13 protein-coding genes are annotated in these 14,972 nt (G+C 54.3%); 4 read left to right on the forward strand and 9 right to left on the reverse strand.

Annotated features, from left to right (window positions below; translation table 11 throughout):
• Positions 1-28 precede the first annotated feature (28 nt).
• Complete coding sequence (locus DYE26_RS12475) at positions 29-2,071, forward strand: LTA synthase family protein (RefSeq protein WP_036624315.1); 2,043 nt, start codon at positions 29-31, stop codon at positions 2,069-2,071.
• Here DYE26_RS12475 and DYE26_RS12480 read toward each other — a convergent pair.
• The 3 genes from DYE26_RS12480 to DYE26_RS12490 all read right to left on the reverse strand — a co-directional run bounded on the left by DYE26_RS12480 (position 2,068) and on the right by DYE26_RS12490 (position 4,369).
• On the reverse strand, positions 2,068-2,895 hold the full coding sequence (locus tag DYE26_RS12480) for an EFR1 family ferrodoxin (protein ID WP_051985590.1): 828 nt from the start codon (positions 2,893-2,895) through the stop codon (positions 2,068-2,070). The genes DYE26_RS12475 and DYE26_RS12480 overlap by 4 nt on opposite strands.
• Positions 2,892-3,635, reverse strand: coding sequence for an SDR family NAD(P)-dependent oxidoreductase (locus DYE26_RS12485; protein WP_036624316.1), 744 nt, complete (start codon positions 3,633-3,635; stop codon positions 2,892-2,894). The genes DYE26_RS12480 and DYE26_RS12485 overlap by 4 nt, the downstream gene beginning before the upstream one ends.
• Before the next feature lie 71 nt (positions 3,636-3,706).
• Entirely contained in the window at positions 3,707-4,369 is a 663-nt protein-coding gene (locus DYE26_RS12490; protein WP_051985591.1) for a TetR/AcrR family transcriptional regulator, read from the reverse strand.
• Between the two features lie 165 nt (positions 4,370-4,534).
• Here DYE26_RS12490 and DYE26_RS12495 point away from each other — a divergent pair, with 165 nt between their 5' ends.
• Positions 4,535-4,921, forward strand: coding sequence for an MmcQ/YjbR family DNA-binding protein (locus DYE26_RS12495; protein WP_036624318.1), 387 nt, complete (start codon positions 4,535-4,537; stop codon positions 4,919-4,921).
• 39 nt (positions 4,922-4,960) lie between these two features.
• Here DYE26_RS12495 and DYE26_RS12500 read toward each other — a convergent pair whose 3' ends face one another.
• A complete protein-coding gene (locus DYE26_RS12500; RefSeq protein WP_036624319.1) occupies positions 4,961-5,923 on the reverse strand; it encodes an acetylxylan esterase in 963 nt (320 codons plus the stop codon).
• 437 nt (positions 5,924-6,360) lie between these two features.
• On the opposite strand from DYE26_RS12500, the gene DYE26_RS12505 reads away from it, so the two are divergent.
• Complete coding sequence (locus tag DYE26_RS12505) at positions 6,361-6,693, forward strand: PadR family transcriptional regulator (protein WP_036624320.1); 333 nt, start codon at positions 6,361-6,363, stop codon at positions 6,691-6,693.
• Positions 6,690-7,997, forward strand: a complete 1,308-nt coding sequence (locus DYE26_RS12510; RefSeq protein ID WP_036624321.1) for an FtsW/RodA/SpoVE family cell cycle protein — start codon at positions 6,690-6,692, stop codon at positions 7,995-7,997. The genes DYE26_RS12505 and DYE26_RS12510 overlap by 4 nt, the downstream gene beginning before the upstream one ends.
• A gap of 465 nt (positions 7,998-8,462) precedes the next feature.
• On the opposite strand, the gene DYE26_RS12515 is transcribed toward DYE26_RS12510, so the two are convergent.
• From DYE26_RS12515 to DYE26_RS12535, 5 genes are all read right to left on the reverse strand, one after another.
• Positions 8,463-8,696: a YuzB family protein gene (locus DYE26_RS12515; protein ID WP_036624322.1), complete on the reverse strand. Its 234-nt coding sequence runs from the start codon at positions 8,694-8,696 to the stop codon at positions 8,463-8,465.
• A gap of 68 nt (positions 8,697-8,764) precedes the next feature.
• Positions 8,765-10,711 (reverse strand): sigma-54-dependent Fis family transcriptional regulator, encoded by a 1,947-nt coding sequence (locus DYE26_RS12520; protein ID WP_051985592.1) that lies wholly within the window; start codon positions 10,709-10,711, stop codon positions 8,765-8,767.
• Between the two features lie 34 nt (positions 10,712-10,745).
• A complete protein-coding gene (gene rpoN, locus DYE26_RS12525; RefSeq protein ID WP_036624325.1) occupies positions 10,746-12,047 on the reverse strand; it encodes an RNA polymerase factor sigma-54 in 1,302 nt (433 codons plus the stop codon).
• A gap of 170 nt (positions 12,048-12,217) precedes the next feature.
• Positions 12,218-13,606, reverse strand: coding sequence for a dihydrolipoyl dehydrogenase (lpdA, locus tag DYE26_RS12530; protein ID WP_036624326.1), 1,389 nt, complete (start codon positions 13,604-13,606; stop codon positions 12,218-12,220).
• A gap of 15 nt (positions 13,607-13,621) precedes the next feature.
• Complete coding sequence (locus tag DYE26_RS12535) at positions 13,622-14,968, reverse strand: 2-oxo acid dehydrogenase subunit E2 (RefSeq protein ID WP_036624329.1); 1,347 nt, start codon at positions 14,966-14,968, stop codon at positions 13,622-13,624.
• Positions 14,969-14,972: the final 4 nt, after the last annotated feature.

The raw sequence follows: 14,972 nt of genomic DNA on the forward strand, positions 1-14,972 counted from the left end.
AAGTTAAGGAAAGGAGTTTTTTTAGAACATGCTGCGTTTTGCCGGGGATCGCGGGTTTGCCAAGCGGATAAATTGGCTGCTGCGGTACCGCCCGTTTGGATATATTTTGTTCGTGCTTGCGATTCTTTTAAAGCTTAAGATTCTGCACAGTCAGCTGCACGCCCTCTATATCGACATGAACCTGCTCGACGACCTGATTGCCATCGGTTCGGCGATGCTTGTCTCGTTCTGGACCTTGTGGCTGCCGCCGCGGGGTAGATCGCTCGCTCTGGCCGTGCTGAACGTGCTGCTCACCGCGCTGATTTTTTCCGCTCTCGTATATTACCGCTATTTCAGGGATTTCATTACGGTGCCCGTGCTGCTGCAGGCCGGTCAGGTCGGGGAGCTTGGCGGCAGCATCCGGTCGCTGATTTATCCGTACGACCTATGGCTGATCGCGGATTGGGGAGCTTGGCTGGCGCTTAAGCTGGGGATGACGGCGCTGAAGAAAGGATTCGAACGCGGCGGCGGACTAGGACAAGGTGAACCGATGTTCCACCAGGCAGACCGGCGGGCGGATGGCGGTGCAGGCTTCTTGCCGGAAGCCGCCCGGCGCCAAGAAGGACGGCGCCGCCTGCTGGGGCGCTTTTCCGCCGGCGTCATCGCCTTTGCGCTCGGCTTTGTCCTCACCCTGGGACCGATCCGCCATTACGCCAAAACATGGGCGGGGAGCCTGTTCGAAAACAACTGGTGGAACGTCTCGCTATACAATGTGACCGGCCTGTTGGGATTTCATTTTTACGACGCATCGAAATACGTTAAAGAGCGGCTCGCCGGAACCAGCGCGGTGTCCGCGCAGGAACGGGCGGAAATCCAGCGCTGGTTTGACGAAGCGCAAAGCCGCCGCGCGGTGCGGAACGAAACGTTCGGCGGCTTTGCGGGCAGCAACGTGCTCGTGATTCAAGCCGAAGCGTTTATGAATTTTGTGATCGGCAAACAAATCGGCGGTCAGGAAATTACGCCCAATATCAACCGATTGATGAAAGACAGCCTTTATTATCCGAACTATTATCACCAGACCGGACAAGGGCGCACCTCGGATGCGGACTTTTCATCGCACAGCTCGCTGCATCCGCTGCCGGTCGGCTCGGTGGCCATGCGTTATCCGAACCATATGTATGATGTCCTGCCGCGGATATTGAAGGAGCGAGGGGGATATACGGCAGAGGCTTTTCACGCTTACGAAGGCAGCTTTTGGAACCGCAACAATATGTATCAGGCAATAGGCTACGAACGCTTTTTCAGCAAAAAAGACTTCACGATGGACGAACCGCTCGGCTGGTCCCTGGGCGACAAATCGTTTTTCCGCCAGTCGCTGGCCCTGATGACGCAGGAAAAGCAGCCGTTTTATAACTTTATGATCACCCTGTCCAGCCATCATCCGTATACGCTGCCGGCCGACAAGAAAGAACTGGACACCGGGGAGTTCGAGGGCACGATGTTTGGCGATTACCTGCAGTCCGTCCATTACGTGGACGCCGCCTTGGGCGAGCTGGTCGAGGGGCTTAAGCAAGCAGGGTTATGGGACAACACAATCCTGTATTTCTATGGGGACCACGACAATTCGCTTACGGATAAAGCGGATTACGAGCGGTTTCTCGGCAGGTCTCTGACCGATCTGGACATGCATCAAATCATGAACCAGGTGCCGCTGCTGATCCATTTGCCGGACGGCAAATTCACCGGCACCGATAAGCGGCCTGCCGGACAGCTGGATATGGCCCCGTCGCTGCTTCATCTGCTGGGCATTTCTTCGGCGCCATATTACATGATGGGCAACAACTTGTTCGCCGGCGCCGAAACGGACCGATTCGTCGTACTGCGCTCGGGGGCGTTTACGGACGGCAAGCTGTATTACATTCCATCGGCCGACAACCGCTTCGAAAACGGGCAGTGCTACGACTTGGAAACCCGGGATGCGGCGGAGATCGGGCGCTGCCGCGCCCCCTACGAGCAAGCTCAGACACGGCTGCGCATCTCCGACGCGATCATCACCGGCAACCTGATCGCTGATTTTAGAAAGGAAAACTAGGATGACGACGGATTGTTAAGCCTCCCTTTCTGCTGTGCGATATCATATGCAGTGTATAGCGGATGACGGTACCTGCCTTTGGTCATCGACTTCGTTTTCCGGATTTGGATGGCTTGGCGCGGACAGTGATTGATGCAGGCGAAGCAAAAATAACATTTCTTCTCTTCATTCCAATGCGGCCTGCCGTTCTTCTGCTCAATTTTTGCGGATAAGCAAACTTTCGAACACAGGCCGCACCCGATACAACGGTCGTCGGCATAAAAATTTTTGTCCGTGTGCAAATAGTTCGTTTTGCGCAAGACGGCCGACAAAGCCGGAAAAAGCAGCTTTTTTCTCCAAAACGACTTCTCCGAGTCCGGCGCGTGAACCTCATCCCTGTTCCTGATGGCCGTTTTTATCGGTTCCAGCTTGACCAGCGCTTCCGCGCACAACCTTTCTATGAGCGCCTGATCAGGCGTATCCGCGATATGGCAAAAATTGTTGGGCATATCGATAAACCAGTGCGCGTTCAGCACCTTTCCTTTTTTTCGAAGCAGACGGTCCATATCCCGAAATACATTGCAGGGAGAGCCTCCCCGGGTTGCTATAGCAAAAAGGTAGGAGGCCTCGTCCAGGTTTATTTTCTCCAAAAAATGCTTAACCGGTGCCGGCATCGTAAACGCGTGAACCGGAAAAACGAAACCTACGGCATCAGCCTTAATATGATAGTCCGTTAATTGGATGACCGGTACAACGGTGGCTTCGGGAAACGATTTATGCAACTCCTGGGCGATAAAAAGGGAGTTGCCCGTTCCCGAAAAATAAAAAATCTGCATGCTCGTCATACCGCCGTATATCCCCCATCCACCATCAGGCTGGTTCCTGTGATGAATGAAGCGTCGTCACTGGCCAGAAACAGAACCGCTTTAGCGATCTCCTCAGCCGTGCCCAATCGGCCTGCAGGGTGCAAACCTATGAGGTAGTTTTTGACCTCTTCGCCCAAGCGGTTGATCATCGGCGTATCGACGTACCCCGGGCACACAGCGTTCACGCGGATATTTCTGGCCGCATAAGCTATCGCCGCAGATTGGGTCAGCATTTTCACGCCGCCTTTAGCCGCCGCGTAAGCGGTCACTCTCGCTTTCCCAACATGGCTATGCACAGAGCCGCAGTTGACAATCGCGCCGCCATTCCCCTGGCTGAGCATTTGCTTGATGGCATATTTGTTGCAAAGAAACACACCGGTTAGGTTGATATCTATGGCAAGCTGCCAATCCTCAAGGCTTAACTCATCCGCCAAGCCATCGGCTCCGACTCCGGCGTTGGCGAACAGAATATCCAGCTTGCCGTAGCGCTCGACGGTTTTCTCCACCATCCGCTCGACTTCACCTTCTTGGGTCACGTCCGTTTTTATAAAACTTGCCGTGAGCCCGCTTTTTGTTAATTCATCCGCCAGCATCTGCCCTTCCTCGGATAAATCGGCAATTACCACCTTAGCTCCTTCCTCCGCGAACAATCGGGCTGCTGCGGCCCCGATCCCGCCGGCTCCTCCGGTGACAATAACGGCCTTTTGCTGAAATCTCATAAAATCAGTCCTCCATTTAAATCTAACTAGTTATTTATATTTAAGGCGAAAAGAACGCCAAGCTCCCTAGGCTACAGGATACTTGGCTCCATTACACCGTAAATAACGAATTTTGCGATCTGTTCTCTAAACTGTTCCTGCGTCATCGGCGGCATACGGTCATCCGGAAAAATCTCGCTAAATCTCCGGAAAGATTGAAGGAACGGGATCACCGTATTCATCAGAATCATCGGGACCATCATCGGTTCCATATCCCGCCTGATCATTCCATTCTCCTTGGCCGCCAAAGCCAATTCATACAACCGGGAAAAATCGTCCGGATTGTAGGCGATTTTCTTCCATGTCTTCCAATCCTCAGCCGCTTCCCAGGCGAATATTTTCAAATAACGGGGGTTTTCCATCAATAGCTGATAGGAAAAATCCACCACTTGTTCAAGCAGCTGCCGGAACTTGTTCGGGTCGGAAGCGGTTGTCTCATCCTTAAGCAGGTCCCCGGCCTGCTCCTCCAGCATCTTATTGCCGAACAGGTCGGCCCGCTTGACCACTTCGGTATAAAGTCCCAGCTTATCTTTAAAATACTGATAAATAAGACTTTTATTATAGCCTGCCGCATCGGCGATCGCATCGATTCGCGTTGCGGAGTAGCCATGTTCCGCAAACAATCCTTCCGCCGCGTCAAGAATGATCGCTTTAGTGCGGGCGGCATCGTAAGTCCTCTTCTTTTTGTCGGTCATCATCATCTTCTCCACTAAAATAAACTAACCGTTTAGATTTTAATGTGAAATCAGGAACGTGTCAAGCAATAACCGCTGCGGGCTCTTAACACGCTTCCGGCGGACATGGTATAGTTAGTAGCACGGAAATCATAGAGCCGATTGTGGAAGGAGATGCCAGTGACTATGTACAACAAACTAACAGCCTATTGCTTATCGAAAAAAGGAGCCGTCCAGGAATATCCCTTTGGTCCGGACCCGATGGTCATGAAGGTGGGGGGGAAAATATTCGCCCTGATTTCCGCCTCGGAAAACGAGTCCGCCGTACGGATTTCCTTAAAATGCGATCCGGTGATCGCCGCCAATCTAAGGGAGCAGCATGCTTGCGTACAGCCTGGTTATCATTTGAACAAGCAGCACTGGAACACGGTGACCGCCGATGGCAGCTTGCCGATGGACGATCTGCAAGCGATGATCGATCATTCCTATGATCTGGTGCTAAACGGATTAACGAAGGCGGCTCGCGAGGCGGTCCTGATGAGAATAGAAGGGGACCGCGCCGGCGATATTTGAACCTGCGGAACAAATGAAAGAGGCCGGGCGGCTGCCCGGCTAACGTTGTAACTGCTCCCGCAAAAAAGCGTAGACCTTCAAACGGTGCTCGTCGGGACCTTCCTCATGGCCCATAAACGGATAGAGAAGCAGTTCCTTCCCCGGCGCGGGATTGCGGTTGTATGCCGCGGCGATCGTCTCCGGCCAGCAGATCATGTCCTTGAAGCCCGCCGAATACAGCACGGGGATATTGATTTTTTCGGCCAGGTTCAGATTATCGAAATAGCTTAGCGTTGTCAGCACCCGCTCCAGTTCTCCCGGATTTCTGGCCAGAAACTCGGCGATTTCCGCTACCGAACCGGTCGAATTCATCAAGGCGAACTCCAGATGGCACAGATTGGGGACATTGGCCACGGCCGCGCGCGGAACGTCGCTTAACGCCGCCATCTGCAGGGCCAGGCCGCCCCCTTGGCTCGATCCGTACACCCCGATCCGCTGCGGATCGATCTCCGGCTGCGCTTTGACCCACTGCAGCGCCTTCCAAGCGTCGATCGTCATCGCTTTGGCGTAAAATTGCTCCGGCTCCAAGATGCCCTGGGTCATCCACCCTTTCACGATGCCTTGGCCGGAGGTCAGCCGGTTCCCCGTCTCCCCGGTTTGCCCCCGCGTATCGACGGCAAAAACGGCGTATCCCATCAGCAGCCAAGCGGCGTAATTTTCCGGAAGCCCCCGATGGCACTGATAGCCTTGATAGATCACGAGGCAGGGATGCTTTTTCTTTTCTCCGCTCCCGTTGGGCACCAAAAACCAGCCGTGCAGCGGCGTATCGTCGAAGCCTTCAAACGTCACATGCTCGGCCGTAATCCCCTGCATCATCGTTTCCGCACGCTCCCGGCGGCCGTTCAAAGGTTTGGACGCAAACCGGTCCAGCGTCCGGCTCCAGAACTCGTCAAAATCCTCTCTCGCCGTACGTTTGGCCTGGTATCCCGCCACTTCCGCAATGCGTTCTTGAATCGCTCCCATGTCATTCTCCTTGTTTTTCATATATTACTGAAAACACGCTTGAGTCCATTCTATCCTTCCGTCCGGAATACATCAAACCGCTTATTCTAGGTTAAGTTAGCCGAGTCACCCAGCAGCAAGTCGGAAGTTAAGAGAAATAGCGGTAATTTTGGGCGGTATATCGGTGATGGGACTACTCTATTATAATATAACGACATTTTATGGCGTTATTTCTCAGCGCAAGTGGTGTAACCACCATTTACAACCCTTCGCTGGGAAAATAAGGACAAAAAAGTCCGCTATCGCGGCAAAATTCGTTGGAGCGCCATGAATAGCGGACTTTTTTACCGTTAAAATTGGGCTCAATCTCAAAATCGGCGCTTGTTTATACATAGATTTGCGATGCATACTAATTCTATGTATAATGGTTGGTATGAATTGGGAAGGGGGCGCCAAAGTTGAAAGTAAATAAAGAACTGCTTAAAGGAAGCACAGGCATGCTGATCCTGACGCTGCTGGACAAGCAGGACTTATATGGCTACCAGTTGATCAAAGAGCTGGAGCGTATGTCGGAAGGCACATTTGCCTTGAAGGAGGGCACGCTTTACCCGATTCTCCACAGCATGGAGACGGAGCGCTGGCTGGAGTCCTATTGGGAAGAAGCCGAGGGGCGTAAACGCAAGTATTACCGGATCACGGATAGCGGCAGACGGCAGCTTCAGGAAAAGAAACGGGAATGGCAGCTGTTCCGGGGTGCCGTGGACCGGGTGCTAGGGGAGGGACCGGCATGAGAAATTTGCATCCGCTTTTGCAAGAGTACACGAAACAGGTAAGCAGGCAAGTAAAGGCGCGAGAGCTGCGCCAAGAAATAAGCGAGGAGATAGCCGGCCATTTGGACGAGCTGTCGGAATCCCTGCGCGCCCAAGGCTTGGACGACGAGACGGCCGCCCGGCAGGCCATCGCCCAGATGGGAGATACGGATGCGGTCGCGCGGGGGTTAAACCGGGTGCACAAACCGCGCGTTCCATGGGCCATGCTGTCCGTCTTGACGCTGCTGCTGGGGATTGCGCTGCTGGCTATGTATGCCGTGCAGCTTAGTTATGCTGCCGGTAGCGGAAGGATGTCGAACTATGATCTGCTTGTCAGACAAGCTTTTTATATGGCGGTAGGATTGACGGTTTTGTTCGTGTTAAGCCGGATTCATTATCGAGGTCTCCGCAGTTATTCGTGGGCGATTTACGGAACAGCGATCGTGATTTTGCTGGGGGCCCATTTACTGGGCCAACAGGTTAACGGTGCAAGTTTTTGGGTTATCGGGGCGCTTGGGCTGAGTTTGAATTTCAATGTTTTCTGCCCCTATCTTTTTACCATCGCGGCGGCAGGCGTTTTTTCCCGGGGATATGAAAACGGCCGGACCGCTTTACGGCAGATCGTTGTTTTCGGCATCATCCCGCTGCTGCTGTTTGCATCGATCCCGTCCATCGCGAACCTGATGCTTTACGCCGTTACCTTCGCCTTGATGTTGTTTTTTTCCGGGTATGGACGGCGCTGGGTGATGGCGTACCTTTCCCTGGTCACGGCGATTTTTCTTTTGCCGGCGCTGCTTAGCGGGTATGGCCAGAATCGGCTAATCGGCTTTTTATGGCGCTATCGGGACCCCGATGGTTACGGATACACTTATACGAAAATCGATGAGGCTATTCGTTCGGCCGGATGGCGGGGACATGGCTTCGGTTTGCAAATGGACTGGTTGCCCTCCATTCATTCGGATACCATATTTACATATCTTGTTTACAGTTTAGGTTGGTTGTTCGGGGCCCTCGTTTTGCTCAGCGTCCTGTTTTTCATTTTCCATTTGATGAAGGCAGGTTTGGCCATAAAAGAATCCTACGGAAAAATGCTCATTACCGGTCTCGGAGCCTTATTCGCCGTTCAATTCGTCTGGAGCATCGGGATGTCGCTCGGGATTTTGCCGATCTCCGACGTATTATTTCCTCTGTTAAGCTACGGAGGAAGCGGGCTGCTCGCGCAATTGGCGGCCATCGGACTCATCTACAGCGTATACCGGCGGAAGGATATGATTCGCGTAAGGTGACAGGAAACGCTCGCGCTTGAGGCCCGCGCCAGCTCCCAGCGCTTGGTGTTGCGCTCGGTGCTACAATTTGAGGTCATGTAACGATAGAGGACAATGCGACAATTGGAGAATGTTACGTCATTTCATGAAATGCAAAAGTGCAGGCGATTGAGGCCAATACTCCCCTGATAAGACCTGCCAAATGCAAAAGTGCATCTCTTTAGGGGCTGTTTGATAAAAAAGAGTGTTTTGGATAAAAAATGAACTGCATTTTTGCAGTTGAACCACCCGTTTCGAGGAATTTCGACGAAAATCGCATGCACTTTTGCACTTAGCGCACTTGGCGCACTTGGCGTAATTAACGCAGTTGACCCAGTTAGCTCAGTTGAGCCAGCTCTAAAAAACCGCCGGAGCACAAACCCCGGCGGCCATCCCTGGGCCGCGTCTTCCGGCCCAATTTCCAGGCAGCTCTATACCGGCTGCCTTCTAAAGTTTCGGTTTTTTCACGAACGGAGCGGCTTTGGCCAGCACTTCCTCTTCCGTCGGCGCGCTGATGTACCGGCCGTTAATATATACGAACGCTCTTTTGCCGCAAGGACCGCAATACGATTTGCAGCCGACTTTGATTTCGGCGTCCGGCGCCAGCTTTTGCAATTTCGGTACAATCGTCTTCATACGGATATGATTGCATTTATCGCAAATCCGAATATCGTTAGCCATGCTGTTTCCCTTCTTTTTTGTCTACTCTGCTAATATCCAATAGTTGATTATAGCACTAAACCCGCTGATTATCCATTCCACCGGCCTCTGATTCCGTATTCGCCGATTTTTCTGTAGATGGTGGACTTGCCGATATTCAAAAGTTTCGCCGCGGACACCGCATTGCCGCCACAGGCTTGCAACGCCTGCACAATGTCCTCCCTTTCCCTGTCCCGCAGGCTTTTCATTCCGTGCTGCGGGAGCGCTGCGCCGCCGTCATGCCGGCTTATCCGCATGCCCTCCGGCAAATGGGATTCGTCGATGATCTCTGCTTCGCTTACATAATACGCCCTTTTGACGATATTTTGCAGCTCCCGCACGTTTCCTTTCCACTCCTGCCGCTGCAGCGCCCCCAGGAAGGAAGCGCTGAACTTCTTCGGCGGCCCCGGGTTCTCCCGGTTGCATGCGTGCAAAAACATCTTGGCCAGCTCCGCTGTATCCTCCTGCCGTTCCCGCAAGGGCAACAGTTTTATGTTGATCACATTCAAGCGATAATACAAATCGCTCCGGTATGAATTGAGCGCCACCTCTTCCTCCAAGTCCCTGTTCGTCGCGGCGATGACCCTGACGTCCAGCGTCCGCTCATGCCGTCCCCCGATTCTCCTGACCTTGTGATTATCCAGCACCCGAAGCAGCTTGGCTTGGATTTCCAATGACAGCTCGCCGACTTCGTCCAAAAAGAGCGTCCCTCCGTGTGCGAGTTCGAATTTTCCCGGACTGCCTTCGCGCAACGCGCCTGTAAAAGAGCCCTTCTCGTAGCCGAACAGCTCGCTTTCTACCAGTTCTTTGGGGAGTGCGGCGCAATTGATCGCGATAAACGGTCCGTTTGCCCGGCTGCTGGCCTGATGGATCGATTGCGCGAACAACTCCTTGCCGGTTCCGCTTTCTCCTTCAATCAGGACGGTGCAGTCCGTTCTGGCGATTTTTTTGGCAAAAGCAATCGTTTCAAGCATCGCCGGATGGCGCGTTACAATATCTTCAAAGCTGTAGTTGGCTTTAAAACCGGCAATTTGATTGACCGCCTTGCGCACCTGTCCCGCTTCCCTGATCAAAATGGCAGCGCCCAGGACCCGGTTATTAAATTCGTAAGGAAAAATGTTGACCATGCAGTCAACCCGCTGATCTCCGGCCTTGATGGTGCAGTCCGCGTAACTCAGATGCTGTTTTCCGCGAAAAACCACGTTCTCGATATCCCGCGCGTTCAGCATTTCCCTCACGTTCAGCCGATAGATCTCGTTCGCGTCCAGCCTGAAGATCGAGGCAAGCCGGCTGTTGATTCGCTGAATGCGGTATTCCGTATCGATCAGGAGCAGCCCATCCATCATTGAATTAAACACGGTATCCATCAGTCCGTTCGTCTCCATCACATTGAGCTGCTCCTGGATGCTGATCACGGCGGAGACCACGATCCCGAACGTATGAATGTGAACGTCCTCCACTTTTCCCGACAAATCGAGACAGCCGATGATATTTCCCCTGCTGTCGCGGATCGGTGCGGCCGAACAGGTCCACGGATGATGGGAAGTGCAGTAATGCTCTCCCCCGAGCACCTGGATCGGGCGGCCCGTCGCCAGCGCCGTTCCGACCGCGTTGGTGCCCACGCTTCGCTCATCCCAGCGGGCTCCTTGAAAAAAATTCACTTTCGCGCATTCCGGCTCGATCGTCTCATGATGCACCGTCTCCAAAATAACTCCGTCTTGGTCGGTTAAGACAATGCCGTATACCGTGCTTTTAATAATTTGAAAAATGCTGTTCATTACCGGCCTGGCCACGGCGATTAATTGCTTCCGGTCGTTTAAGCGAACGGAAAGTTCTGCGGAAGAGACTTGCTCTCCTCTGCCGTGCAAAGGATCGACGCCGGCCTCGCTGCAGCGAATCCACGATTCGGCAATCTCCATCCTTGTATCCGCCGTTATGGTACCATATTTCGTGAACTGCTCCCAATTTTCGATCGACTTTTCATAGCTGATCAGCAAACGACAATCACTCCTCGCGTCCGGTTTGTTTCTTTTAGATCAGGCGCTGCTTTCGATCGGCCGCGCTGGCGATATTCATGCTCTCCCGGTATTTGGCCACGGTTCTGCGGGATATGCGAATCCCCTCGCTAAGCAGCAATTCGGCGATTTCACGGTCGCTCCAGGTTTTGTTCTTATTTTCACGATCGATAATATCACGAATCATCCGCTTCGCAGCATCCCCGCCCAACCGCAAAGATGCGCTCCGGTTCAGCGAAGGCGCGAAAAGCCGCTTCAGTTCATAAGTTCCCCAATCGCAGCGGACATACTTATGTTTGGTCGCCCGGCTTACCGTAGATTCGTGCAGGCCCAGCCGGCCGGCAATATCCTTCAGCACCATCGGCGCCATATGCTTCGGCCCTTTTCGAAAAAAGGCTTCCTGCCACTCCACTATCGCTTCCGTTACGCGAAACAAGGTCCGCCGGCGAGCCGCGATGCAGCTCATGGTCCATCTTGCCTGCTCTAGTTTTCGCGCCATATACTGCCGGGTACCGTCGTCGAGATTTTGCTCCAGCAAATTCCGGTACGAAGGCTGAATCGCTATTTCGGGGCAAACGGCGTCGTTCAGCTTGATGTCGAAGCCCCCGTCCTTAGCGGCAACCAGGACGTCAGGCACAATATATACGGTTTTTTGCCCGCTTTCGAAACCGCCGCCGGGACGGGGGTTCAACGAACGAAGCACCCGGTACGCTTCAACAATCGCGCGCTTGGGAACGCCCAATCGTTTGGAAATCGCATCAAAGCGTTGTTTGCAGAGCTGTTCGAAGTGCCGCTCAATGAGTTCTTTCAGCAGCGGTGTCATCTCCTCTCTATGCTCCAGTTGCAGCAAAAGACACTCCTGTAAATCCGCCGCGCCGACGCCGGCCGGCTCCAAAGACTGCACGAGGCGAAGAGCGCGGAGCACGCTATCCGTATCCGTGCCCAACGCTTTCGCCGCCTCCTCCGGAGCAATCTCAAGGTAACCGTTCCCGTCCAGGCAGCCGATCAAGTAGCGGGCTGTCCGATATTCCCGTTTGGATAGGGTCAGCAGATTCAACTGGCCCATCAAAACATCGTGCAGGCTTTCTTCGCCGGGAGCGGCCATTGCTTCTACATCCGGAAAATGCATGCCGGTATCGTTCCTGTTCCTGCGGCTTAGACGATCCGCGAATGTGGTCACCTCGATAAGCGGATTCTCGGCGGCGAGCCGCAAGGCGTATTCCTCAAGCTCCTGTGAACCCATCTGCAAAATTTGCACCGCTTGCCTCATTTGCGGGGAAAGCGACGTTGTCTGTTTCATTTCCATAGCAATTTTCATACGCTCACCTGATTGTAAAAATATTATTGAATGCGCTTACAAATTCGCTTACTCTTATTATAATTCGTTTGTATCGGCAAGAAGCCTGAATAAGATGAATAAAATATGAAACATTCATCTTACCCAGGCGATTTAGTGGAGCTGCCGGGTCCGCCGGCTTCGATTGTTTTTTATCCGTACAGGTGAATCGCCCGGTGATGGGCTGCGTGAGCCGCTTCCGGAAGCGACTCGGCCACGGTGGGATGAGCGTGGATCGTCGTGACGATTTCGTCCAGCGTCGCTTCCAGCCGGATGGCCAGCGCACCTTCCGCGATCAAATCCGTTGCCCTGGGGCCGGCGATATGAAGCCCGAGGATTTCATCCGTAGCGGCGTCGGCGACAACCTTGATTAGCCCGTTCGTTTCGCCCATAATCATCGATTTCGCGTTGACCTGCAGCGGAAATACCCCCGTTCTCACTTCATACCCCCGCTCCCTGGCCGATTTCTCCGTCATCCCTACCGAGGCCAGCTCCGGTCTCGTGTAGACGCAATACGGGATCGTGCGGAAATCGATGTCCGCAGGCGCGCCCATGATCGCTTCTGCGGCAATCATCCCCTCGGCGGAGGCGACATGCGCGAGCATGACTCCGCCGGTGCAATCGCCGATCGCATAGATGTGCGCAAGGTTCGTCTGCATGCGCCGGTTAACCTTGATTCCGTTTCTGTCCGCATCGACTCCGATGCGCTCCAGCCCCAATCCGTCGGTAACCGGCCTCCGCCCGGTCGAAATCAGCACCTTGTCGGCCTCAATCGTGCGGCTGCCTGCGGACGACGCCGTACTTACGACCAATCCTCCGCCCGTTTTCTCGATACTCTCCACTCTTGTCTCTGTATGGATTTGTATTCCCTCTTTGGCAAACTGCTTCTTCAGGCAGCTTACCGCATCCTGATCCATGGCCGCGATCAGTTCGGGCAACATTTCGACGATCGTCACCCGGCACCCGAGGCTACTGTATACGCTGGCGAATTCGCAGCCGATCACCCCGCCGCCAATGATGCACAGCCTGCCCGGCACTTCGGGCAGGGAAAGCGCCTCATCGCTGGTGATCACCCCGTCCAAATCCGCGCCCGGAATCGGAATTTGCGCCGGCTCGGAGCCGGTGGCGATAATCGCCCGGTCAAAATGCCTCGTTTGCTTGCTTCCATCCGCCGCTGTCACCTGCAGCTCATGCTCGCCGGTAAAGGTTGCGCTGCCCATCACTTTGGCGATTCTGTGCTTTTTCAGCAGAGCGTCGATGCCCCCTGCGTTCAGTTTGATCATGTGATCCTTTCTTTTTTGAAGCTGCGGCCAATTGAACGAAATGTCCCCCGCCTCCAGCCCGAGTTCTTTTCCGTCCCGTTTGAGCTGCGCGTAAAGCTCCGCCGTGTGCAGCAGCACCTTGGTCGGGATGCAGCCGACATTCAGGCAGGTCCCTCCGAGCGCTTTTCTCTCCACCAGCGTTACGTCCGCGCCAAGCTGTGCCGCCCGGATCGCCGCTACGTAGCCGCCGGGACCGCCTCCTAGCACCACGATCTTCATTTTTTCTCCCCCCGTTTATAGTAGAAGCAGTGCCGGCGTTTCGACATACTGTTTCAACTTTTGCATAAAAGCGGCCGCCACCGCGCCGTCCACCGCTCTGTGGTCGGCGGTGAGGCTCAGGTTCATCAGCGGCTTCACGGCGACTTGGCCGTTGACGGCCACCGGCGTCTCAAGGATCGCGTTAACGCCCAGAATCGCCACTTCGGGCTGATTAATGATCGGAGTAAATGATTCCATCCCGTACATCCCCAAGTTGGTAATCGTAAACGTGCCGCCCGACATATCGCTTGAAGCAAGCCCGTTATTTCTCGCTTTGCCAACCAGTGCCCGCGCTTCCTCCGCGATTTCCCGCAGGCCTTTGCGGTCGGCGTTTTTGATGACCGGTACGACCAAGCCGTCCTCCAGCCCGACGGCAACGCCGATATTGGCATAGCTTCTTAGCACCAATTCATCATTTTCTATGGAGCAGTTTAACAACGGATGTTCGATCAGCGCTTTCGCGGCGATTTTTACCAGCAGATCGGTGTAAGTTACTTTGCAGCTGTCTTTCAATTGCTCCCGGAGCAGCCCCAAATTCGTCGTATCCACCTTCAGATTGTAGGTAACCGCAGGCGAAATCTCCTGGCTTTCCCGCATTCGCTTGGCGATGACTTTCCGCATGGCGTTCATCGGCACGCGGCGCGTCATTTCTGCCGGCTCCGAACCGGCATCGCCCGGTTGGGCGTTTGCCTTGGCGAAGTGGGCCTGCACATCGGACTTCATAATTCTCCCATCTTTCTGGATGCCGGAGATATCCACGCCTAAAGCGGCAGCGGTTTTTACGGCGGCAGGCGATGCCTTCGCCTTCTTTTCGCCTGTTAAAACCGACGTAAACCGCTGAACGTCCGCTGCGGTGATCCGTCCTCCCGGACCGGTTCCCGGAATACGCGTCAGATCCGCGCCAAGTTCGGCCGCCGTTTTTTTGGCGAGCGGCGAAGCTTTGATTCTGCCTTCCACCGCCGCCGCTTCGACCGCATCAGAGAGCGGGGCGTCCCCCGCCTCCGCCCCTTCCGGCCGGTTCAGCTCGCCGGTCCCGGCTTGCGGTACGCTGCCGCCGGCTTCGGCCAACAATGCGGAAATATCCTCATCCTCCGTACCGACGATCGCGACCGGACGAAGCACTTCGACCTCGCCGTCGCGAACGAGGATTTTTCGCAGCACTCCGCTTACTTTTGCCTCGATTTCATTGGACAATTTGTCGGTCTCCACGTCGAACAGGATGTCCCCCTGCTCGATGCGGTCTCCCTCCGCTTTGCGCCAGTTGGACAGGTTTCCTTCCGTCATGGTCAGTCCCAGCTTGGGCATCACGATAATTTCGGCCATTTTC

Source organism: Paenibacillus macerans (genome assembly GCF_900454495.1).
Classification (GTDB): Bacteria; Bacillota; Bacilli; order Paenibacillales; family Paenibacillaceae; genus Fontibacillus; species Fontibacillus macerans.

Excerpts from the sequence above, each read along its gene's own strand:
- lpdA (WP_036624326.1), bottom strand. The coding sequence starts at position 13,606 with ATGAAGATCGTGGTGCTAGGAGGCGGTCCCGGCGGCTACGTAGCGGCG.
- DYE26_RS12490 (WP_051985591.1), bottom strand. The coding sequence starts at position 4,369 with ATGACCGACAAAAAGAAGAGGACTTACGATGCCGCCCGCACTAAAGCG.
- rpoN (WP_036624325.1), bottom strand. The coding sequence starts at position 12,047 with ATGAAAATTGCTATGGAAATGAAACAGACAACGTCGCTTTCCCCGCAA.
- DYE26_RS12495 (WP_036624318.1), top strand. The coding sequence starts at position 4,535 with ATGTACAACAAACTAACAGCCTATTGCTTATCGAAAAAAGGAGCCGTC.
- DYE26_RS12480 (WP_051985590.1), bottom strand. The coding sequence starts at position 2,895 with ATGACGAGCATGCAGATTTTTTATTTTTCGGGAACGGGCAACTCCCTT.
- DYE26_RS12500 (WP_036624319.1), bottom strand. The coding sequence starts at position 5,923 with ATGGGAGCGATTCAAGAACGCATTGCGGAAGTGGCGGGATACCAGGCC.
- DYE26_RS12515 (WP_036624322.1), bottom strand. The coding sequence starts at position 8,696 with ATGGCTAACGATATTCGGATTTGCGATAAATGCAATCATATCCGTATG.
- DYE26_RS12535 (WP_036624329.1), bottom strand. The coding sequence starts at position 14,968 with ATGGCCGAAATTATCGTGATGCCCAAGCTGGGACTGACCATGACGGAA.
- DYE26_RS12485 (WP_036624316.1), bottom strand. The coding sequence starts at position 3,635 with ATGAGATTTCAGCAAAAGGCCGTTATTGTCACCGGAGGAGCCGGCGGG.
- DYE26_RS12510 (WP_036624321.1), top strand. The coding sequence starts at position 6,690 with ATGAGAAATTTGCATCCGCTTTTGCAAGAGTACACGAAACAGGTAAGC.
- DYE26_RS12475 (WP_036624315.1), top strand. The coding sequence starts at position 29 with ATGCTGCGTTTTGCCGGGGATCGCGGGTTTGCCAAGCGGATAAATTGG.